The 20,993-nt window shown below is 61.3% G+C and carries 23 protein-coding genes, 1 tRNA gene and 1 pseudogene; 15 read left to right on the top strand and 10 right to left on the bottom strand.

The window, feature by feature from the left end; translation table 11 throughout:
* Nucleotide 1 precedes the first annotated feature (1 nt).
* Entirely contained in the window at nt 2-736 is a 735-nt protein-coding gene (locus tag PZL22_RS28325) for a FadR/GntR family transcriptional regulator (protein WP_010967030.1), read from the bottom strand.
* A gap of 127 nt (nt 737-863) precedes the next feature.
* Nucleotides 864-1,553: a GntR family transcriptional regulator gene (locus tag PZL22_RS28320; RefSeq protein WP_127701663.1), complete on the bottom strand. Its 690-nt coding sequence runs from the start codon at nt 1,551-1,553 to the stop codon at nt 864-866.
* Between the two features lie 206 nt (nt 1,554-1,759).
* Between PZL22_RS28320 and PZL22_RS28315 the strand changes: the two genes are divergently transcribed.
* The 6 genes from PZL22_RS28315 (at nt 1,760) to PZL22_RS28290 (ending at nt 7,800) form a co-directional block, all read left to right on the top strand.
* The gene (locus PZL22_RS28315) at nt 1,760-2,695 is read left to right on the top strand and encodes an SMP-30/gluconolactonase/LRE family protein (RefSeq protein ID WP_014990361.1); all 936 of its coding nucleotides are present in this window, start codon (nt 1,760-1,762) and stop codon (nt 2,693-2,695) included.
* Nucleotides 2,695-3,480 (top strand): SDR family NAD(P)-dependent oxidoreductase, encoded by a 786-nt coding sequence (locus PZL22_RS28310; RefSeq protein WP_013845151.1) that lies wholly within the window; start codon nt 2,695-2,697, stop codon nt 3,478-3,480. Before PZL22_RS28315 ends, PZL22_RS28310 begins: the two co-directional genes overlap by 1 nt.
* Nucleotides 3,481-3,494: 14 nt before the next feature.
* Nucleotides 3,495-4,691: an AGE family epimerase/isomerase gene (locus PZL22_RS28305; protein WP_014532125.1), complete on the top strand. Its 1,197-nt coding sequence runs from the start codon at nt 3,495-3,497 to the stop codon at nt 4,689-4,691.
* A gap of 96 nt (nt 4,692-4,787) precedes the next feature.
* Nucleotides 4,788-6,035, top strand: coding sequence for an enolase C-terminal domain-like protein (locus PZL22_RS28300; RefSeq protein WP_003525374.1), 1,248 nt, complete (start codon nt 4,788-4,790; stop codon nt 6,033-6,035).
* Between the two features lie 586 nt (nt 6,036-6,621).
* The gene (locus tag PZL22_RS28295; protein WP_014990362.1) at nt 6,622-7,371 is read left to right on the top strand and encodes a carbonic anhydrase; all 750 of its coding nucleotides are present in this window, start codon (nt 6,622-6,624) and stop codon (nt 7,369-7,371) included.
* A 162-nt stretch (nt 7,372-7,533) separates the two neighbouring features.
* Complete coding sequence (locus PZL22_RS28290) at nt 7,534-7,800, top strand: DUF2277 domain-containing protein (protein WP_003525378.1); 267 nt, start codon at nt 7,534-7,536, stop codon at nt 7,798-7,800.
* Nucleotides 7,801-7,850: 50 nt separating this feature from the next.
* Here PZL22_RS28290 and PZL22_RS28285 read toward each other — a convergent pair whose 3' ends face one another.
* A complete protein-coding gene (locus PZL22_RS28285; RefSeq protein ID WP_003525379.1) occupies nt 7,851-8,840 on the bottom strand; it encodes a zinc-dependent alcohol dehydrogenase family protein in 990 nt (329 codons plus the stop codon).
* A gap of 101 nt (nt 8,841-8,941) precedes the next feature.
* Between PZL22_RS28285 and PZL22_RS28280 the strand changes: the two genes are divergently transcribed.
* On the top strand, nt 8,942-9,847 hold the full coding sequence (locus PZL22_RS28280; RefSeq protein WP_003525380.1) for a LysR family transcriptional regulator: 906 nt from the start codon (nt 8,942-8,944) through the stop codon (nt 9,845-9,847).
* 183 nt (nt 9,848-10,030) lie between these two features.
* Here PZL22_RS28280 and abc-f read toward each other — a convergent pair whose 3' ends face one another.
* Entirely contained in the window at nt 10,031-11,653 is a 1,623-nt protein-coding gene (gene abc-f / locus PZL22_RS28275; protein WP_003525382.1) for a ribosomal protection-like ABC-F family protein, read from the bottom strand.
* 330 nt (nt 11,654-11,983) lie between these two features.
* Here abc-f and PZL22_RS28270 point away from each other — a divergent pair, with 330 nt between their 5' ends.
* The 5 genes from PZL22_RS28270 to PZL22_RS28250 all read left to right on the top strand — a co-directional run bounded on the left by PZL22_RS28270 (nt 11,984) and on the right by PZL22_RS28250 (nt 16,811).
* The gene (locus PZL22_RS28270; RefSeq protein ID WP_013845154.1) at nt 11,984-13,639 is read left to right on the top strand and encodes a M10 family metallopeptidase; all 1,656 of its coding nucleotides are present in this window, start codon (nt 11,984-11,986) and stop codon (nt 13,637-13,639) included.
* Nucleotides 13,640-13,654: 15 nt separating this feature from the next.
* Nucleotides 13,655-13,882 carry a hypothetical protein gene (locus tag PZL22_RS28265; RefSeq protein ID WP_013845155.1) on the top strand — a complete coding sequence of 76 codons (228 nt, stop codon included), beginning with the start codon at nt 13,655-13,657 and terminating at the stop codon, nt 13,880-13,882.
* Nucleotides 13,883-14,148: 266 nt separating this feature from the next.
* The gene (gene selD, locus PZL22_RS28260; RefSeq protein WP_003525386.1) at nt 14,149-15,198 is read left to right on the top strand and encodes a selenide, water dikinase SelD; all 1,050 of its coding nucleotides are present in this window, start codon (nt 14,149-14,151) and stop codon (nt 15,196-15,198) included.
* A 63-nt stretch (nt 15,199-15,261) separates the two neighbouring features.
* The gene (locus PZL22_RS28255; protein ID WP_013845156.1) at nt 15,262-15,639 is read left to right on the top strand and encodes a hypothetical protein; all 378 of its coding nucleotides are present in this window, start codon (nt 15,262-15,264) and stop codon (nt 15,637-15,639) included.
* A 104-nt stretch (nt 15,640-15,743) separates the two neighbouring features.
* Nucleotides 15,744-16,811: a transglutaminase-like domain-containing protein gene (locus PZL22_RS28250; protein ID WP_013845157.1), complete on the top strand. Its 1,068-nt coding sequence runs from the start codon at nt 15,744-15,746 to the stop codon at nt 16,809-16,811.
* A 41-nt stretch (nt 16,812-16,852) separates the two neighbouring features.
* On the opposite strand, the gene PZL22_RS28245 is transcribed toward PZL22_RS28250, so the two are convergent.
* From PZL22_RS28245 to PZL22_RS28235, 3 genes are all read right to left on the bottom strand, one after another.
* The gene (locus tag PZL22_RS28245) at nt 16,853-17,236 is read right to left on the bottom strand and encodes a hypothetical protein (protein ID WP_014532129.1); all 384 of its coding nucleotides are present in this window, start codon (nt 17,234-17,236) and stop codon (nt 16,853-16,855) included.
* A 14-nt stretch (nt 17,237-17,250) separates the two neighbouring features.
* Nucleotides 17,251-17,346, bottom strand: a tRNA-Sec gene (locus PZL22_RS28240).
* Nucleotides 17,347-17,414: 68 nt separating this feature from the next.
* Nucleotides 17,415-17,630 (bottom strand): tyrosine-type recombinase/integrase, encoded by a 216-nt coding sequence (locus tag PZL22_RS28235; protein WP_014990364.1) that lies wholly within the window; start codon nt 17,628-17,630, stop codon nt 17,415-17,417.
* Nucleotides 17,631-18,011: 381 nt separating this feature from the next.
* Here PZL22_RS28235 and PZL22_RS28230 point away from each other — a divergent pair, with 381 nt between their 5' ends.
* Nucleotides 18,012-18,422: a response regulator gene (locus PZL22_RS28230; RefSeq protein ID WP_127641183.1), complete on the top strand. Its 411-nt coding sequence runs from the start codon at nt 18,012-18,014 to the stop codon at nt 18,420-18,422.
* Between the two features lie 50 nt (nt 18,423-18,472).
* Here the strand turns inward: PZL22_RS28230 and PZL22_RS28225 are convergent, their stop codons facing one another.
* Nucleotides 18,473-18,685 carry a hypothetical protein gene (locus PZL22_RS28225; RefSeq protein ID WP_013845158.1) on the bottom strand — a complete coding sequence of 71 codons (213 nt, stop codon included), beginning with the start codon at nt 18,683-18,685 and terminating at the stop codon, nt 18,473-18,475.
* 172 nt (nt 18,686-18,857) lie between these two features.
* Here PZL22_RS28225 and ligD point away from each other — a divergent pair.
* Together ligD and PZL22_RS28210 are read left to right on the top strand one after the other, a co-directional pair.
* Nucleotides 18,858-19,897: pseudogene (gene ligD, locus PZL22_RS31700) on the top strand (non-homologous end-joining DNA ligase).
* Nucleotides 19,898-19,934: 37 nt separating this feature from the next.
* A complete protein-coding gene (locus tag PZL22_RS28210; RefSeq protein ID WP_003525393.1) occupies nt 19,935-20,222 on the top strand; it encodes a hypothetical protein in 288 nt (95 codons plus the stop codon).
* A 171-nt stretch (nt 20,223-20,393) separates the two neighbouring features.
* On the opposite strand, the gene PZL22_RS28205 is transcribed toward PZL22_RS28210, so the two are convergent.
* Nucleotides 20,394-20,684 carry a hypothetical protein gene (locus tag PZL22_RS28205; protein WP_003525394.1) on the bottom strand — a complete coding sequence of 97 codons (291 nt, stop codon included), beginning with the start codon at nt 20,682-20,684 and terminating at the stop codon, nt 20,394-20,396.
* Entirely contained in the window at nt 20,681-20,926 is a 246-nt protein-coding gene (locus PZL22_RS31495; protein WP_324280234.1) for a hypothetical protein, read from the bottom strand. The genes PZL22_RS28205 and PZL22_RS31495 overlap by 4 nt, the downstream gene beginning before the upstream one ends.
* Between the last annotated feature and the right edge of the window lie 67 nt (nt 20,927-20,993).

The raw sequence follows: 20,993 nt of genomic DNA, 5'->3' as shown, positions 1-20,993 counted from the left end.
CTCAATAAACTCCTGCCGCCAAAAGCGCCTTTACCGTCAGATCGAAATGCTCGACCATCGCCTCCTCGCCTTTCGCCGGATCGCCGTTAGCGATGGCCTGCGCGATGGTCATGTGGCCGTCGATACTTTCCTGCCGCGTCTCATTGCTGCCGCGGCTCGCCCAGCCGATCGGCCAGGTATGGCGCGTCACGACATGGAAGGAGCCGACGATCAGCGCGAACATCGGGTTGCGGGACGCCCTGCCGATCGCTTCGTGAAAGGCGATATCGTGTTCCATCACCCTGACGGGCTGGTCGAAATCCCGCTGCATCGCTTCGGCAAGCGCGACGATTTCGGCGGCTTCCTTGTCGGTGCGGCGCATGGCTGCCAGCACGACGGTACGGCGCTCGACAGTCCGGCGGACATCGAAAATCTGCTGGATCGTCACCTGATCGGTATGCACAGCATGGTCGGTCACCAGTGCAAGCACGTCCGCTTTGGGCGCGGCCACCCGAGGACGCCGGCCATTACCGATATCGATCAGGGTCAGCGCGGCAAGCGAACGATAGGCCTCGCGCACGACGCTGCGGGATACGCCCAGCTTTTCGGCAAAGGTCCCTTCGCTCGGCAGCGAGTCGCCGACCTGAAGACCGTTTTCGCGAATATGGGTCTTCACGGCGGTCATGACGCCGCCGAGCAGCCCCTCCGCGCCGGAACGCCCGGATGAGGACTGTTCCTCCGCCTTTAGCTCTATCAAGTTAACCTCCAACCTATCAGATAGGTCTGCCTTAACCTATGCGTAGATTTGCCTTCGGTTGTTGTCAATGCCGGATTGCAAATTCTGTTTGGGAGGGCTACGGAAGCAACCGCTCGACTGAAGCGCCCTAACGCGCATCGCCTGCGGCATCCAACGCGAAATAGGACGAAAACCGCTGCGCAAGCTCGCCCAGATCGACCATCGCGCGCCGCAGATGCAGCCGCATGATCTCCTGGGCCTGGGACGCGTCCCCTTCGCTCACCGCCTTGAGAACGCGCCAGTGATCCTCGACCAGCTGGTCGAGTTGCCCCGCCTGTATCGACAGACGGCGGACCCGGTCCATATGCTTCTTGGCATCCGAGATGAAGGCCCAGACTCCGTCGCGGCCCGCCAGGCTGCAGTAAAGCGCGTGCATGCGTTCGTCGCACTCGAAGAACAGGTCGGGGTTGTCCTCGAGTATGGCGAGCTCCTGCTCCTCAATGGCCTGCCTTATGCCCAGCAGGACGCGGCGGTTCGGCCGCTCGGCCGCCTCGGCAACGACCGCCAGCTCCAGCTGTTCGCGAACGAACTGGGCGGTCCTGACCGCGTCCATGCGGATCGGCGCCACCACGACGCCCGCCCGTGACCGGAGGTCGACAAGTCCTTCCGCACTCAGCCGCGACAGGGCCTCGCGCACGGGCGTACGGCTGACCCCGAGGAGCCCGGCCAGCGCATGCTCGCCGATCGGCTCGTTCGGCTTCAGTTCGAGCCCGATGATCTTGCGCGAAAGCGTGCGGTAGCAATGCTCCGCGGCCGAGATTTTTATGTCACGCGTCATCGAGAGCCCTGTGTATTTTTGCATGCAATCGTCAATAGCGCGCAGAATACTCGGACAGCGTTCGGTTTGCTACTCGCCATTGAAGCTCCCTTGACGCTTTCTGAGATCTTGCATACAAGAATGCAAACGTGGTTTGGGAGGATACCAATGGCCTATCGCAAGCGGGGACGTTCCGCGACATTGCGTAACGAATTCATGACGCGGCCATGAGTGCCACGGTTTCCCTGCTCCTCGATGCGAAGGACGTCGTCGGCGAGAGCGTTCTCTGGTCCGGGGACGAGAAGGCGCTTTACTGGGTCGATATCGTCCGCAAACGCATCCATCGGCTCGAACCGGAAAACGGCCGTCATGACACGTGGCCGACGCCGGACTTCGTGACGTCGATCGGCATGCGGAAGGATGGCGGGTTCATCGTCGGCCTCTGCCGCAACGTCTGCCTGTGGACGCCCGACGGACCTTTCGAGGAGTTTGCCGTGCCGGAGCCGGATCTGCCGGAAAATCGCCTCAACGAGGGTCGCGTCGCACCGGACGGTTCCTTCTGGGTCGCGACGATGCAGAGCAATCTTGACGCAGGCGGCTCACCGAAGGACATGGACCGGCAATCGGGCGCGGTCTACCGCATCGATCCCACCGGTCACGTGTCGCAGCTCACGCCTAACGAATACGGCATTACCAACACCATGGGCTGGACGCGGGACAACCGCTTCTTCTTCGCCGACACGCTCGCGAACGAAATCTACGTGTTCGATTGCGATCTTGCCGCCCGGAGGATCGACAACCGGCGCACCATCGTGGCCGGCTTCGCACGCGGCCTGCCGGACGGCTCCTGCCTCGATGCGGACGACCGGCTCTGGAACTGCCGGGTAGCGGGAGGCGCAGCCGTCGCGGGATTCGACGGAGCCGGCCGCCTCATGCAACTGATCGAGCTGCCGGCAAGCTGGCCGACGAGCTGCACATTCGGCAGCACTGACCTTTCCACCCTCTACGTGACCTCGGCGCGTTTCACCATGACGAACGATCATCTCGATATGCATCCGCTGGAGGGCGGGCTCTTCGCGGTCGAGGGCGTGGGGCGCGGCGTCGAAGAGCCGAAATTCGGGCAGGCGTCCGACAAGTTCCCCTCTGTTTCGGAGACAGCGTGATGAGCGATTTCAACGGCAAGAGCATTGTCGTCACCGGCGGCAGCCTCGGCATGGGTCTCGCCTGTGCCCATCGCTTTGCTGCGGGTGGCGGCAAGGTGACGATCGTGGCGAACGACAAGGCTTCGGTCGACGAGGCCGTGGCTTCCATCGGGGACAATGCCGCCGGGTTCGTCGGCGACGTCCGCTCCAAGGGCGACATGGAAGCGGCGGTTCAGGCCGCGATGTCGCGCCATGGGGGCGTCGATATTCTTGCCTGCTGCGCCGGCATCCAGCGCTACGGCACCGTGGTCGACACACCGGATGAGGTCTGGGATGACGTTCTCGACATCAACCTGAAGGGCATCTTCCTCGCCTCCAAGTTCGCAATTCCCGAAATGCGCAAGCGCGGCGGCGGCGCGATCGTCGCCATTTCTTCCGTGCAGGCCTATGCTTCGCAGACGGGCGTCGCCGCCTATACGGCGAGCAAAGGCGCGATCAATGCACTCGTGCGCGCCATGGCGCTGGATCACGCCCGGGACAATATCACTGTCAATGCCGTCTGCCCCGCCTCCATCGATACCCCGATGCTGCGCTGGGCCGCCGATCTGTGGAAAGGCGAAGGCACCGCCGAGGCGACCCTCGAAGCCTGGGGCAAAGGACATCCGCTCGGACGCGTCGGCAAGTCCTCCGAAGTCGCCGAACTTGTCGCCTTCCTTGCCAGCGACAAGGCCCGCTTCATCACGGGCGCCGACATCAAGATCGACGGCGGCGTTCTTTCCAAGCTCGGCATCGTCATTCCAGATTGACCGGAAGGCCCGTCATGAAACCGCTTCCCGATTTCCGCTCGAAAGACTTCCTGATCGCGCATATGCGCGAGATCATGGATTTCTACCATCCGATCTGCCTCAACGAGGAAGACGGAGGCTATTACAACGAATACCGCGACGACGGTTTCATCACCGACCGGAAGACCCAGCATCTCGTCTCCACCACGCGCTTCATCTTCAACTATGCGACCGCCGCGGTGCTGTTCGAGCGCCCGGACTTCGCGGAAGCGGCCGCCCATGGCGTAAAATACCTCGACGAGGTTCATCGCGATCCGGTGCATGGCGGCTATTTCTGGCTGATGCACGGCCGCGATGCGGCGGACGCGACGAAGCATTGCTACGGCCACGCCTTCGTGCTGCTCGCCTATGCGACGGCAATGAAGGCCGGAATTCCCGGTATGGACGCCCGGGTTTCGCAGACCTGGGATCTTCTCGAAAGCCGCTTCTGGGAGCCGGACCGCGAACTCTACAAGGACGAAATCTGCCGCGACTGGGGGGCGACTTCGCCCTATCGGGGCCAGAACGCAAACATGCACATGACCGAGGCGATGCTCGCGGCCTATGAAGCGACCGGCGAGATCCGTTACCTGGACCGCGCCGAAACGCTCGCGCGGCGCATCTGCGTCGAGCTTGCCGCCAACACTCAAGACGTGGTCTGGGAGCATTACCGCCAGGACTGGTCGGTCGACTGGGACTACAACAAGGACGATCCGAAGCACCTCTTCCGGCCCTACGGCTACCAGCCGGGCCACATGACGGAATGGGCCAAGCTGCTCCTGATTCTCGAGCGCTATCGCCCTCAGGACTGGATCCTGCCGAAAGCCCTCCTTCTCTACGAGACGGCAATCGCGAGAAGCGCCGATCTCGAATTCGGCGGCATGCATTACAGCTACGGCCCCGACGGCAAGCTCTACGACCTCGACAAATATCATTGGGTCCATTGCGAAACGATTGCGGCCGCGGCCGCGCTTGCCGGGCGCACCGGCCGGGAGCGCTACTGGCAGGATTACGATAGGCTCTGGCGCTACAGCTGGCGGCACCTGATCGATCACGAATATGGCTGCTGGTTCCGCATTCTCTCGCCCGACGGTGTGAAGCAGAGCGACATCAAGAGCCCTTCAGGCAAGACCGACTACCATCCATTCGGTGCCTGCTACGAAATCCTGCGCGTGCTGGGGGAGGCGCAATAGGAGGGGGCCGTTTCCCGCCCGCGCCGACCGGGCGGGCGGTTGCCTGCCGCATTCCGCTCTAACCTCCGCACCAGACAGCCTGCATTGGAGCCTCCCATGAAGCGACCCAAGATCTCCGACATTCGCGCGACCACCGTCACCGTTCCGCTGGAAGCGCCGTTGCGTCATTCCAACGGCGCACATTGGGGGCGGTTCGTCCGTACCATCATCGAGGTGGAAACCGATGTCGGCATCGTCGGCCTCGGCGAAATGGGCGGAGGCGGAGAAAGCGCCGAGGCGGCGTTCCGGGCGTTGAAGCCCTATCTCGTCGGCCACGATCCCTTCGAGCTGGAAAATCTCCGCTTCATGATCTGCAACCCGACCGCCAGCCTCTACAACAACCGCACCCAGATGCATGCCGCCATCGAATTCGCCTGTCTCGACATCATGGGGAAATTTCTCGACGTGCCCGTCTGCGATCTCCTCGGCGGCAAGATGCGCGATGCGGTGCCTTTTGCCAGCTACATGTTTTTCCGCCTTCCCAACAAGGACACTGGCGAGGGCGAAACGCGCACGGCCGATCAGCTCATCGAGCAGACACTGGCGCTGAAAAAGAAGTGCGGATTCACCTCGCACAAGCTGAAGAGCGGCGTTTTCCCGCCAGATTACGAGCTGGAGGTCTTTCGCGCATGGGCGAAGGCCCTCGGCCCCGACAGCGTCCGCTACGACCCGAACGCGGCGTTCAGCGTCGAGGAGGCGATCCGCTTCGCCAAGGGCATCGAGGATCTCAACAACGATTATTACGAGGACCCCACCTGGGGGTTGAACGGCATGCGGCGGGTGCGCGAGAACACGACCATGCCGCTCGCCACCAATACCGTCGTGGTGAATTTCGAGCAGCTCGCCACCAATATCCTCAATCCCGCCGTGGACGTGATCCTGCTCGACACCACCTTCTGGGGCGGCATCCGCCCCTGCGTGAAGGCGGCGGGCGTCTGCGAGACCTTCCAGCTCGGCATTGCGGTACATTCGTCGGGCGAACTCGGCATCCAGCTCGCCACCATGCTGCACCTCGGCGCGGTTCTCCCGAACCTCGTCTTCCACGCGGATGCGCATTATCACCAGCTCACGGACGATATCATCGTCGGCGGCCCGATGCGCTACCAGAACGGCACCATCGAGGTGCCGACGGCGCCGGGTCTCGGGGTGGAGCTCGATCGCGACAAGCTCGGGCAGTACGCCGACCTCCATAAGACGCTCGGCGGCTATCCCTACGACCGGGATCCCTCCCGCCCCGGCTGGTTTTCCGTCGTCCCGAACACGCGATGGGCAGACCCCAAAAACGATCGTGTCGTCGGCTACTGAGTCGGCAGCCTCCCGGACGCAAGGCAGCTTCGATCTTTCTTAGATTGAACGATCCAGGTGACTGGCTCCGAGGATCCTTCATCGTCAGCAGGAAACTTGGCCGCCATGGCTGAGATTGGTGCCATGACGAATGCTCTTCCGCAAACCAATCGCTATAGGTGTGTTGATTTCTGCTCCGCTTCTCGAAGGGGTCACGGCGCAGGTGAAACGAGCAAAATACACGCACTTGGGTGAACGGTTGGCGCTAGACACTGAAGGCTTCATCCCGCTTTGTGACGGGGCTGGCCGTTGCTTGTAGCCGATCTTCTCGCCGTCGGTTCACCTCCGGGTTGACGTCTAGCCTTTGCAGGTGGGCCCCGCTCAAATCTCGAGTTAGTTGCGTCCTGCGCAAGATAACGAATCTTAGAGACCCTTCAGGCAGCAATGCCGCTTCCCGGAAACGCCGTGATACATAGCCTTCGAAAAACAAGGTCATTTCACGCATCGCTATCCAAAATCTCGTCACCCTGACAGTTGTTGGACAGCTAATGGGGCACATCCAGTTCCTGCGAGTGCATCTGCTCGTGATCATTCGAAAGGTATATGAATGGAGAGGCGTGATTTCCTCAGGGGCTTGGCCTTGCTTGCCGCCTGCCCGCTCTGCGTCAAAACGGCCTACGCCGCAGAGGGGGTGCACTGGCGCTATGAGGGCGAAGAGGGCCCTGAGCATTGGGGCTCTTTAGCCACGGAGAACAGTGCCTGTTCGGCCGGCTCGCAGCAATCGCCGATTGACATCCGCGGCGCGGTCAAGGCCGATATTCCGGAGCTCACGGCGGACTGGAAGAGTGGAGGCACGATTCTCAACAATGGCCATACGATCCAGGTGAATGCTGCAGGCGGCACGCTCCGGCGCGGCGACAAATCCTATGATCTGGTGCAGTATCACTTCCATTCGCCGAGCGAGCATTTTGTCGAGGGCAAGAGCTTCCCGATGGAAGCGCATTTCGTCCACAAGAATGACGAGACCGGCACCCTCGGCGTGCTGGGCGTCTTCCTTGTACCCGGTGCGGCCAACTCGACCTTCGCAAGCCTGGCAGCGAAGTTCCCGCGGAACCCCGGCGAAGAATCGCCGCTCATCACCATTGACCCGAAAGGCCTCCTGCCATCCTCGCTTAGCTATTGGACGTATGAGGGATCGCTGACCACTCCTCCGTGCAGTGAGATCGTCGACTGGATGGTGGCGATGGAAGCGGTCGAGGTGGACCCGGGCGACATCAAGAAATTCACCGCACTGTATTCGATGAACGCACGACCCGCGCTTGCCGGCAATCGCCGCTACGTTCTAAGCTCCAGTTGATCAACGGTCACGGGCAAGCATGTATCTCGCTGTCGTAGCTCGGGTCCGGGCGCGGCTTATCGCCATGGCCGGCCTGACCGGTTGCAAATAGCGCTCACGTGACTACCTTCAACTGTGCAGCCTCCCCTGGGTGACAGGGAGAGACATGACCGGGAGCAAATCATGTGCCGAAACATAAAACCCCTGTTCAATTTCGACCCGCCGGCGACGGACGAGGAAGTCCGTGACGCGGCGCTGCAGTTCGTGCGCAAGCTGAGCGGAACGACCAAACCGTCCAAACGCAATGAGGCTGCGTTCGAGCGCGCGGTCGATTCGATCGCGGCATGCGCCCGCGAACTTCTGGACGCGCTGGAGACTTCGCAGCCTCCACGCAATCGTGAGGAAGTAGCGGCAAGAGCGCGCGAAAGATCGGCGATGCGTTTCGCTTGAAGCTATGATTGACCGCTTGCTTGCGCGGGGGCCGGAAGTCGCGTTTCCCGTCAAACGGATACGACGATTTTGCCGAACTGTTCGTTGGACTCCAGAAAACGGTGCGCCTCAACGATCTGGTCGAATGGGAACGTCCTGGCAATGATGGGTCTCAGAGGACCCGACACCAGACCCTCCAGGATGAATGCCTTGGCGGGCTCCAGTCGCTCCGGATCTGTGAGGAGTTCGTGGACCAGGTAACCACGTAGCGTCAGTGATTTGCTTAGCACGGCAAACAGCGGGAACGGAGTCTTCTCCGGGCTCAGCCCGCCATACTCGACAAGTATGCCGCCCGATGCCATCGCGGCCGCCAATGGCTCGAAGATCGGGCCCCCTACGGGATCGAACACGACGCGAATTCCCTGCTGCGCGGAAACTCGCTTCAGCTGCGCTTCCAAATCCTCCTCCATAGAGGCGATGACATGCGCCGCGCCGGCCTCGAGCAAAAGTTGCCGCTTGGCGGAGGTCCGGGTCACGGCTATTGGCATGGCTCCAACCATGTTGGCGATCTGGATTGCGGCAAGCCCGACACTGCTCGACGCCGCGGTGATAGCGACGAAATCTCCCCTGCGAAGCCCTCCGATATCGACCAGGCCGCCGTAAGCGGTGAGATACTGCATCCACACAGCGGCCGCCTCTTCAAAGCTCAGCGACGGCGGATGTCTGACGAGGAGTGCGGCAGGAAATATCGCAAGTTCCCCATATGCGGGCCACCGGGTCATCGATTTCGGCGGCAACAGGCTGACCGGATCGCCGGGAGCGAACCCTTGAACGCCCGGGCCGACCGTTTCCACAAAGCCTGCTGCCTCAAGGCCAAGGCCGGAAGGAAATGTCGCCGTCTCGATATAGGCGCCCGCGCGCAGCAAAGCCTCCGCCCGGTTCAGGCCCAGCGCCTTGACGCGAATGCGAACCTCATGGGGCCCGGGCTCCGGCACGTGCACATCTTCGATCCGCAGCACCTCCGGACCACCCAACTCGTAAAAGCGAACGACGCGCGTCATGGCAAGACTCCGAAACAAATGTATTGAATGAGCTATGACAGCAGTGGTTCAGCCGATAAATGGAGAGAAAGGCAGCACAGTAGAAACGGAGAGTTTTTAATATGGATCGCCTGACCAGCATGGCTGTATTCGTCAAAGCGGTCGATCTCGGCTCGTTCGCCGCCGCAGCGGAAGCCCTTGGACTATCCGGGCCGATGGTCGGCAAGCATGTTCGATCCTTGGAGGATCGGCTCGGCGTGCAGCTTATCAACCGCACCACTCGGCGACACAGCCTGACGGAGTTCGGTCATGTCTATTACGAACGCTGCCGGGTAGTGCTCGCGGAAGCGCAAGCAGCGGATGCGCTTGCGTCCGATCAGCGTTCCGAACCCCGCGGCAAATTGCGTGTGACGATGCCGGTCCATCTCGGTCGGCACTGCGTCACCCCCGTGCTGCTGGAACTCGCCCGAAAATACCCGGCGCTAGAACTTGACCTCTCGTTCAACGACCGCATCATCGACCTTGCCGAAGACGGCTTTGATCTCTCCATACGCACGGGGCCCTTGGGGGACAGGGCCGGATTGATTGGCCGTCGTGTCGCACGCCAGCCGATGATCGTATGCGCCTCACCCTCCTACCTGGAATCCAATGGCCACCCCGAAACGCCGGAGGACCTGGCGCAGCACTCGGCAGTCGTCTATCGCCGATCCGGGCCCGTCCCGCACTGGCTGTTTCCGAGACAGGGGCAATCCCCGGTGGGGGTGATGCCGTTCCACCGGTTCCGCCTCGACGACCTCGATGCGATCGCTGACGCCGCCATACGGGGAATGGGGCTTGCATGGCTTCCCTACTGGCTGGTGCGGGGGCGGATCGAGACGGGCACGCTCGTTCGGCTTCTGCCGGAGCATCCGCCGTTTCTTTATGAGTGCCATGCAGTGTGGCTGCAGACGCCGCACCTGCCGCGCAAAGTTCGCGTTGCCGTCGATGCCTTGGCGGCGCAATTGCCGAGTTTCATGACTCTGAAATAGAGTTGCTCGCCACGCTGCGTGGCAGGACATGACTGTCGAGAGCTGGAATGACGTTGCCGATGCGCTGAAGGCGGATTTTCAAGAATGGGCGCCGCGTATAATCAAGCCTCAGATCGGTCCGCTTTCACGTGGCGGTATACGCCACGTGTCAACCGGAGACGCAGGCCGTGGAGGCGCAGCCCCTCACCCGCGCAGGCCCGGCGCCTCTTGCCCGGTGCGCTCCACATATTCGCTGTAACCACCGCCGTATTGATTGATCCCCTCGGGCGTAAGCTCCAAAACGCGATTGGAAAGTGCCGACAGGAAACGGCGATCGTGCGAAACGAACAGCATCGTGCCCTGATAGGCCGAAAGCGCCTTGATCAGCATTTCCTTCGTATCGAGGTCGAGATGGTTGGTCGGCTCGTCGAGGACGAGGAAGTTCGGCGGGTCGAACAGCATTGCGGCCATCACCAGCCGCGCCTTCTCACCGCCGGAGAGCACCCGGCATCGCTTCTCGACGTCATCGCCGGAAAAGCCGAAGCAGCCGGCCAGCGCTCTAAGCGGCGCCTGTCCGGCCTTGGGGAAGCGGTCCTCCAGCCATTGCAGAATGGTGCTCTCGCCATCGAGCAGATCCATGGAATGCTGGGCGAAATAACCAAGCTTGACGCTGGCGCCGAGTGAGACGCTGCCCTTGTCCGGGTTGGTCGTGCCGGTGACCAGCTTCAGCAATGTCGATTTGCCGGCACCGTTGATGCCCATGATGCACCAGCGTTCGCGCCGGCGTACCATGAAATCGAGGCCGTCATATATCGTTCGGCTGCCATAGGTCTTGTGGACGCTCTTGAGGTTGACGACGTCTTCGCCGGAGCGCGGAGCCGGCAAGAACTCGAAGGCGACGGTCTGGCGACGGCGCGGCGGCTCGACGCGGTCAATCTTTTCGAGCTTCTTCACCCGGCTCTGAACCTGCGAGGCGTGAGAGGCACGGGCCTTGAAACGTTCAATGAACTTGATCTCCTTGGCGAGCATCGCCTGCTGGCGCTCGAACTGAGCTTGCTGTTGTCTTTCGTTCAGCGCACGCTGCTCTTCATAGAAGCCATAATCGCCGGAATAGGTCGTCAGCGCGCCGCCGTCGATCTCGATGATCTTGGTGACGATCCGGTTCATGAACTCGCGGTCGTGCGACGTCATCAGCAGAGCGCCGTCATAGCCTTTCAGGAAGTCCTCCAGCCAAATCAGGCTTTCGAGATCGAGATGGTTGCTCGGTTCGTCGAGCAGCATGACGTCCGGGCGCATCAGAAGGATGCGGGCGAGCGCCACGCGCATCTTCCAGCCGCCCGACAGCTTGGCGACGTCGCCGTCCATCATCTCCTGGCTGAAGCTGAGGCCGGCGAGCACCTCGCGGGCACGTCCCTCGAGCGCATAGCCATCGAGCTCTTCGTATCGCGCCTGCACCTCGCCGTAGCGTTCGACGATCGCATCCATTTCATCCATGCGATCCGGATCCGACATGGCCGTCTCGAGCTCGCGCAGCTCCGCCGCCACGGCGCTGACCGGGCCTGCCCCTTCCATCACCTCGGCGACGGCCGACCGACCGGCCATCTCGCCGACATCCTGATCGAAATAGCCGATCGTCATGCCCTTCTCGACCGAGACCTGTCCCTCGTCGGGCAGTTCCTGACCGGTAATCATCCGGAAGAGGGTCGTCTTTCCCGCTCCGTTCGGCCCGACGAGCCCGATCTTTTCGCCGCGGTTCAACGCTGCCGAGGCTTCGATATAGAGTATGCGGTGACTGTTGGACTTGCTGATGTTTTCGATGCGGATCATGCGGAAGACGGCCTATCTGGTTGCGGGCACCCCTATGCCACGGGTTGGCGTAGCTGTCACGCCGGCCGGACGCATCTTCTCCTCGGCGAGGCTATGCCACGCACGGCGGCTCCCAACTAGCCGACGCATGGTACACGCCGCTCGATATGCCCCCTCACCTCGCTGGCGTGAGCAACCTACAGGTCTAGGCCACCTGGTCTGAGCCCCCCGACCATCAGGCCGAATTAAGGTGTTAACCGAGACGAGCTATAAGCGCACCTGCGGATCAGACCTCGGCGCATCGGACGCGGGGTACTGACCGGACTTCAACCCCGATGGCCTGGGAAAACGATGCCTGCAACGACGACATATGCAACGACTGGTAACGCCTATATCGACGGGCTCCTCGGCGAGTGGAAATGGGCGATCAAGGATTTCACGTTCAGTTTCCCGACCAGCGCTTCATTTTACGGCGCCGGTTACGGCAATAGCGAGCCGCTGAAGGGCTTTGCGGTCTTGAACGCCGCACAGCAGGCCGCCACGCGAGCAGCCCTCGATCAGTTTTCCTCCGTCGCCAACGTCTCATTCACCGAGATCACGGAGAGTGCGACCAAGCACGCCGATCTCCGACTCGCCTCGTCCGACGCCCCGAGCACCGCCTGGGCCTATTTCCCCTCGACCGCGGGGGAAGGCGGCGACGCGTGGTTCAACAAATCATCCGGCCACTACAGCCGCCCGGTCAAGGGAAACTACGCCTATGTGACATTCCTTCACGAGACCGGCCACGCGCTTGGACTGGAACACGCCCATGAGGGTAACGTCATGCCCGTGAACCGCGACTCGATGGAATACACGGTCATGAGTTACCGTTCCTATGTCGGTGCCTCGACCACGACCGGCTATACCAACGAGACCTGGGGATATGCGCAATCGCTGATGATGTACGATATCGCTGCCTTGCAGCATATGTACGGCGCGGATTTCACCACCCACAGCGGAAACACGACATATCGCTGGAGCCCGACGTCAGGCGAGATGTTCACCAATGGTATCGGTCAGGGTGCCCCTGGCGGCAACAAGATCCTGCTTACGGTATGGGACGGCGGCGGAACGGACACCTACGATTTTTCCAACTACGCGACTGCACTGAAGGTCGATCTCCGCCCGGGCGAATGGACGACCACCTCGGCCGCGCAATTGGCGAAGCTGCACTACGACGGTTCGAAGGTGGCGATCGGCAATATCGCCAACGCCCTGCAGTATCAGGGCGACACGCGCTCGCTCATCGAGAACGCGAAGGGTGGCGCAGGCAACGACGCGATCACCGGCAATGCCGCTGCAAATGCTCTTTGGGGTAACGGCGGCAATGACAGGCTGATCGGCGGCGATGGGAACGACAATCTTGCTGGCGGTGCGGGCGCCGACCGGCTCGACGGCGGCAATGGCACGGATCTGGCCAATTATGCCAATGCCACGGCCGGCATCGTTGCCGATCTTTACTCGCCCGGCTCCAACACGGGGGAAGCGGCTGGCGATACATATGTATCAATCGAGCGGCTCTACGGTTCAGCCTTCAACGACACCCTGCGCGGAGACAATCGCGCAAACCTCCTGAACGGCCTTGCAGGTAACGACATGCTGAATGGGCGTGACGGCAACGACACCCTGATCGGCGGTAGCGGCGCCGATCGGCTGATTGGCGGCGGCGGCGCGGACACTTTTGTCTTCGAGACGACGGCGCAATCGGCGCCGGCCTTCAGGGACGTGATCGATGATTTCGCCTCCGGCGTCGATCGGATGGATTTGCGTTCAATCGACGCGAACAGCAATGCCGTCGGAGACCAGGCATTTCTATTTATCGGCAGCAATGCGTTCCACGGCAAAGCAGGTGAACTTAACTTCAGGAGTGGGATAGTGTCGGGTGACGTCAATGGCGACGGCCTTGCAGATTTCCAGATCAAGGTGATGAATCTTTCGGCTCTTTCCGGAAGCGATTTCCTGCTTTGAGGGGGTGGAAAAACCATGAGCGAATGGATCGATTTTGAGCGCTGGTCAGACTGCAAGAGCATGGAGCGGCCCGGGATCGTCTTCGAGGTCACCAACGGAGATCAGACGCTGCTCACTGATTGCGTCGTGCCGCTGCCGTTGCCGTCTGACTGGGTAGTTCATCCTCTGCGCTTTCGCGCCGTGCCGCAGCCTCGGCCTCGGCACTCTTCGCCGTTACCGAAGCCGGCAGGTCCGCAGGAGTAAACACAACACGGACCAGTTGCCGGTCGGCGGCCCGCTTGCGGAGTCGAAGCGCCATGGACGTGCTGCGCCGCAGCTATTAGACTCCTTCGGATCATACGCGGAAGCAATGGTTACCGCTGGCGGCCTGCTGGTCCCTCGCGCTATCCTCAGCATCCGCAAGGTCACGTCGACCATGATCCCAGGACTGACTGCGGCGGCCGTGTTACTCGCGTCGATCAGGTGAGTGAACAAGTCGCGGCTAGCTCAACCACGCTGCTGGAGGATTGATGAACACTCTTGCTCCCCGTCTCACGGACCTCGCTCACGGTGGCGGTTGCGGCTGCAAACTCGCGCCCTCCGTTCTACAGCAGCTTCTTGCCACTCAACCGGCTGCCCGACCTTTTGCCCAGCTCCTCGTCGGCAACGACATGGCCGATGATGCCGCCGTATGGCAGGTGGACGACAACACCTGCGTGATTGCCACCACCGATTTCTTCATGCCGATCGTCGACGATCCGCGAGACTTCGGGCGGATCGCCGCGACCAATGCTATTTCCGATGTTTATGCCATGGGTGGAAAGCCGATCCTGGCATTGGCGATCGTCGGAATGCCGATCAACAAGCTCGATTCGACAACGATCGCGAAGATTCTCGAGGGCGGCGCTTCGATCTGCGCCGAGGCGGGCATTCCCGTCGCCGGCGGCCATTCCATCGATTCCGTCGAGCCGATTTACGGCCTCGCCGTCATCGGCCTCTGTCACCCGAGCGAGGTTCGCCGCAATGGCGGCGTAAAAGCCGGAGACGCGCTCATCCTGACCAAGGGGATTGGCGTCGGCATCTATTCGGCAGCAATTAAGAAGAACGCGCTGCCGGCCGGCTGTTACGAGGAAATGATCGGCTCCACGACGCTGCTCAACCGCATCGGCGCGGACCTCGCCGCCGATCCCGATGTCCATGCGATGACCGATGTCACCGGTTTCGGAGTCCTCGGACACGGACTTGAGATGGCCCGTGCGTCTCAGCTTTCCCTCACCCTGAGCCTTCCCGCGATTCCCTTCTTGTCACAAGCTTACATGCTTGCCGAACAGGGTTTCATCACGGGTGCGTCGGGGCGCAACTGGGCAAGCTACGGCGCCGACGTCGTGCTTCCCGACGACCTCCCGGACTGGCAGCGACTGCTGCTTGCCGACCCGCAGACCTCGGGCGGTCTGCTGGTCGCATGTGCGCCGGAAAAGGCTGGCGCATTGGTCGAGAGTATCCGCCTCGCGGGTTACCCGCTTGCGGGCATTGTCGGAACCGCGGAAGCAGGCGCGGCTCAGATCAACGTGATTTCCTGATATCGATTGCTCGGGGAACAAGCGTTCCCGAACATCGTTGGTGGCGATGAAAAGGAGATCGCCATGAGCAACCTCGCACCGACCCGGCCTTCCGCACGTGTTCTGGCCGCTTTCTGCCTGCTGATCGCCCTCGCCCCCAACCCAGCATCGGCACAGAACGCGAATGAGAAAGCCGATTGCGCCGCGGCTGCCGGCAAGGCGGAGCCGGCAACGCCCCCCGACCGCGCCAGCGCTGACGGCACCGCGCCCGGCAACAGCGGGTCGACCGGCTGGACCGGAGGAACGGGCGGCGCGCATATCGGCACCAATCCCCAAGGGGGGACTGCGAGCTCGACAACCTGGCAGCCGCCGACGGCGCGCGGCATCGATCTCGCCGCGGCAGCCGAAACTCCGCCACCGAAAACCCAGGCACCGGGAGCCCAGACACCGACCGACTGCTGAGGTTACCGCCGTGGCGATCGTTAATTCTGTTTCCAAGCGTCGAGCATGGTAGTAATTTTGTCGGCGAGCGCATTTCACGCCGCTATCAGACGGGAGCTGAGGCCATGCTGAACCGCCGCCGATTTCTGACGAATGCTGCGACAGCAGCAATCGCGACTGCCTGGGTTTCAAGAGGCGGCACGCGAGCCCGTGCCGAGGAGGCCGGAAATGGTTCCCGCTGGCGTCGTTTCGAGATTATCACCAAAATCGACCTTCAGCCGGCTGAAGGCCCGGCGCAGCTCTGGCTGCCGGTAGTCCGGTCTGCCGGTGACTATCAGAAAGCGGACGCTCCGCGCTGGGTATCGAACAGCACCGACATCCGTATGGAGAAAGACCCCTCCTCCGGCGCCGACATTCTGCGCGTCATGTGGCAAGACGAGCCACGGCGCGCCATCGAGGTTACTCAACACGTGGCCACGCGCGATCGCCGCGTGGCAAGCAAGATCGCCGCAACGGAGGCGGAACTGCAGCATGAGTTGCGCGGCACTCCCAGCATGCCCGTAGACGGCATCGTCAAGACAACCGCCATGCGCATTGTCGAAGGCCGGGATCGAGCCGAAGATCGCGCTCGGGCGATCTACGATTGGGTGATCGACAATACGTTCCGCGATGCGAACATCGACGGCTGCGGCGTCGGCAACGCCAGGGACATGCTGGAAAGCGGCTATTTCGGCGGCAAGTGCGCAGACATATCAAGCTTGTTCGTGTCGCTCGCCCGAGCCGCCGGCCTGCCTGCCCGCGACGTCTTCGGCATCCGAGTGGCCGATTCCGCCGATTTCAAGAGCCTCGGCCGTTCCGGCGACATCACCAAAGCGCAGCACTGTCGCGCCGAAGTCTATCTCGACGCTCATGGCTGGGTTCCGGTCGATCCGGCTGATGTCCGCAAGGTTGTGCTCGAAGAAAACCTGCCGCTCGATAATCCCGCCGTCCGCGCTTTCCGCGAAAAAGCTTACGGCAACTGGGAAATGAACTGGGTGGGCTACAACACGGCGCGAGATCTCGTTCTGCCCGGAGGAGAGCTGCGACAGGGGTTCCTGATGTATCCTGCAGCAGTTACCTCGCGCGGCGAGCTGGACTGCCTCAATCCGCAGACCTTCGCCTATTCGATCACCTCCAGGGAAATAGCAGCCTGAGGGCCAGGCGACGTCCGAAAACGAAGCCGCAGGAAGATCGATCACTGCGGCTTGATCTCCTCGATCGTTAGCCGCAATCCATCGGCGTTGAACAAATCCCCCTCCCTGATCAGGGAACGATCCTCGTTGAGTTTGAAAACCAGCGAAGCGAGCCTCGACTTCGCCTCCCCGTCCTCCACTAGGCCTTCGCGGCCAGCCCGGTAGAAGACGGCGCCCGACCAGTCGACGCCGGCGCCGCGGAAAAGCCGCACCATGTCCGGCCAGCGCAATTCGTCCCCGACAACGTGAAGATAGGCTGAGCGCAGCAGATCGACACTGGTGTCGTTGATCCGGAGCAGCACGAACAGCATGGTGAACGAGCCGACGTCCCTGTAAATCGAGACCACCCAGTCGTCAAAATCGGTCCCATGCGTTTCGGCGGTCACGAAGGGTCTCCTGATGGCGGAAGAGAATGGGAGTCGAACCCACCCAAGACAGCCTCGCTGCCCCACCCGGATTTGAAGTCCGGACATGCCACCGGGCATGATTCTCTTCCAGGCGTCGAATTTGTTGCCATTTCACCGGAGACAATCTTTGCAAACGCGAGCGATTGCTGCCGCTTTGCTACCCTTTGCCATCACTCCTGTCCACTACAGCACGACTGATCATGTCGTCAATCTGCGCTGCGGCATGGGCCTGTATCCCGGGCATCACATGCGAGTACAGGTCGAGCGTAATGCCGATCTTCGAATGTGAAAGACGCTCACTCGCGATCTTTGGATGGACGCCGCCGGCCAGCAACTGCGTTGCATGGGTGTGGCGCAAGTCGTGGAAGCGCATCCGCGGGTGGGTCCACTGGGTCGCCACTCGAAAGTGACAGCTCCAATCTTGTCTACGCTCGGCGGCTTGCCTAAGACCTTTGTCGTTGATGAGCTGGTCTAAGGTCCGGCAAGCACATGTCGGGCGTGTAATTGGAGCTGCAGCTGGTCGGCCCGCTGCAGCTCTGTTTGTTCCTACACACCCGCCGCGATGTCTCTCTGCAATCTGAACTCTCGGCCACTCGCTTTGCGGGGCTGCCTCCGCATTTCTCACTCAACATCATCTGGCAACGGTAAGTCCGCCATCGCTCACCGCACAAAATACCTCTTCCTATAAACAAAAGACGGAACCGGGCTCTGATCTGCGCGTTCGGAGCAAACATCATCGTGCGAGGAGGCGGACATGAAACCGGCGACAATATTGCTTGCCGATGATGAAGCGCTGCTCCTTTTGGATTACGAGGCTGCCCTTGCCGAGGCGGGGTTCGTCGTTGTGGCGGTAGCCAGCGGAGGGAAGGCGATAGAGGTTTTGAGGTCCGCAGACTCCGAAATAGCAGGGGTGGTAACCGATATTCGGTTTTTTGGACTTCCCGACGGTTGGAGCGTCGCACGTGTTGCCCGTGAGATTGATCCTGATATGCCGGTCGTCTACGTCACCGGACATGGCGCTCTCGAGTGGCCCTCAAGGGGTGTCGCGAACAGCATCTTGCTCGAAAAGCCCTTCGCTCTCGCACAACTGGTGACGGCCGTATCCCAGCTGCTCAACGCACCCGTGCTCCTCAGTGTGGCGCCTGATCCGCAGCCCCGGAGCTAGCACAGATTATTCCCAGTCAGTTCTGGCGCAAATGGACAATTCCTGGCTCTCTAGGCCGCCGCTCTGAGCATTTCGCGCAAGCTGTCCTTGTTCCTGACGCCCCTTTGACAAAGCTCTATTAGCCTAGCTGCCAGAACGGTCGCCTCAGGGCAATCATAGGTCATTCTTCTGGCTTTGATCTCCTCGTCGAACAGGCTCTGCAGCAATTTGATATCGCTCGGAGTGAGAATCCTAGGATCGATTGCATGGAACTGAGAGGTCATTGGCCGATCTCCTCTCTGGGGGCGTAATTGCGGAAACTCCGCAGGGCGCCCCGGGTAAATTCGGCAGTGCAACGAGCATTGTAGACCGAAGAATGGCGATTGCGAGTCGCGAAAATTCACGGCACGGCTGATAAGCAGTGATCCGATCAACATCTCGTGCGTTATTGGCTTCATGGCCAAAGCACCTTCAAAGAAGCCATCCTCAGAGCCGTCTGATCCCATGCCGGCGCGTGTCTATCCCTGCCTTGCGACGCTCGTCGATAAGCCGCCGACCGGGCAGGACTGGGCCTACGAGGTGAAGTGGGCCGGCTACCGGCTGGCCGTGCACATCGAGCCCGGCTAGGTGAGAATTCTCACGCGCGGCGGCTACGACTGGACCGACAGGCTCCCGTCGATTGCTGACGACGCGCGACGGCTCGCCGTGCAGACGGCCATAATCGACGGAGAGGCTGTCGTGCTCGATGAAAAGCATGCTCCAGCGAGCCTTGGGCCATCTGCCGTCTATCCTCGAAGCGGGCGCCATCGTCTGCTATGCCTTCGACCTGCTCTATCTCAACGACGCGACGTTCGCCGGCTGCCGCTGCGGGAGCGCCGGAGACTGCTGCAACCGATCATCGCCAGACAGGAAGCGGCGGTTCGGTGTTCTGAGGAAGGCGATGCGGGGGCGAAGATTTCCTCCGTGCCGCGTGCGCGCACGGCCTCGAAGGCATGATCGCCAAGCATGTCGAGAAGGCCCATCGTTCCGGCCGGGGCGAGTGGTGGCGAAAGATCGCCTGCAAAAGTCGAAATAGCTTTGTGGTGATCGGCTTCGAGCCGTCGACTGTGCAGGCCATCTCGGTCGGCTTGTGCTCGCCGCCGGAAGGGCGGAGCTCTGGTTTATGTCGGCGGCTGATTACCGGCTGGTCGAACCAACTGTCGCGCGAGCTGCGTAACCTGCTCGAAGGAATGGTGACGAAAACGCCAGCGTTGGCCCTGAGGCGGATAGGCGCCGTCTTCGTGGAGCCGGTGCTCGTCGCAAAAGTCGAGTATCGGGCCTGGACCGATGACGGAAATTGCAAGCATGCGTCCTTTAAGGGGAGAAGGCCGCGAGAGGATGGCCCCCTCTTTTCGGGATGGGCTAGATCTTGTGACAACCTAGAGGGCGTTGCCAACCGTAAGCCGAAGGCGCAAGGTCCAACCTTCAGTAGAAATGTCACGGGCGCTGCTGCTTAAGGGCTAAAAGCCTTGGCCCCCTTTGAAGGAGCACGCAATGTCTTCCAACGTATCCATCATGTCACCTTCGGACCTGCAATTCATCAGGTCAGTTTTGGGCGAAGCCGGCTATAACGCCAAACTTCTCGTTGACGATCCTCGATCTTTTGAAACGGCCGAATTGCTCGTAACTAAGTTGTTCCTGGCGGGTGAAGACTCCCGACCGGGCCTGGCGGCGAAGCTAGAGTGTCAGTTGGGCAAGGCTGGCAGGTACAGACGGCCTCCCGGGTCGTCGCTGGCGCGGTATGCAATCCAAGGTCTTCCAAGCGAGCTACAATTTTCATAAGCACGACGATGCCCGGAACGATCGTAGCCCGGTTTGCAAGTTGTAGAACAGCCCAAGAATGCGCAACTCGCGGTTTCCAATTCACGAAGCGTTCCGCGCTTTATCGTGTCGTTGTTAGGACCGATTGGAAACCACATTTCGCTCCACCCCTTCGTAGAACCGCCGCACCGCTCATTCCTTTCCATCCAACTCAATCTTCAGCGTTCTGATTATGTCGGCCGCGTCCAGCATGACGTCTCTGGTCTCCGCGGGAGATAGGTCACGGGCGCGTGACGAGGCCAACTGGAGATCAATCACAACGTCTCGGGCGCGGTGGCTGGCAGCAATGCTAGCCTGCCTGCGCATATCACGGATCGTGTCAACCGAACGATCCAGCAGCCGGCTGATCTCATAGGGCGTAAGTCTTTCGACCTCGTTCGCGGCTCTGATCAGTTCGGCAATGAATGCGGTCGTGAGGCTCATGGTCTTCTGACGCCGGCCCCATGCGGAGCGTTTCGAGCGGCTGTTTTCTCCGCCATCTTCGCTCGGAATTTCTCTCCCAAGCGCGGTACAGCATCCACTCCGAGATTCATTACTCGGTCCAGGTCCTCCCGATACCAGAATTTCCGCGTGGCGCTTTCCAATACGCATGGCTCCGGATAGGCGGTTCCTACGGGCTCGAGGAAGTCCTCGACGTGCTTTTCGCTGACGCAGCCCGCCTCCATTTCTGCCGTCATCCGCGGCGGCCAACTACTCGGCGGTACAATGGCTGCGCGATGCTTTCTATTCGAG

The organism is Ensifer meliloti, assembly GCF_030064585.1.
GTDB lineage: Bacteria > Pseudomonadota > Alphaproteobacteria > Rhizobiales > Rhizobiaceae > Sinorhizobium > Sinorhizobium meliloti.
Note: the sequence above shows the minus strand (reverse complement) of the source record. Positions and strands in the feature narration are given on the sequence as shown.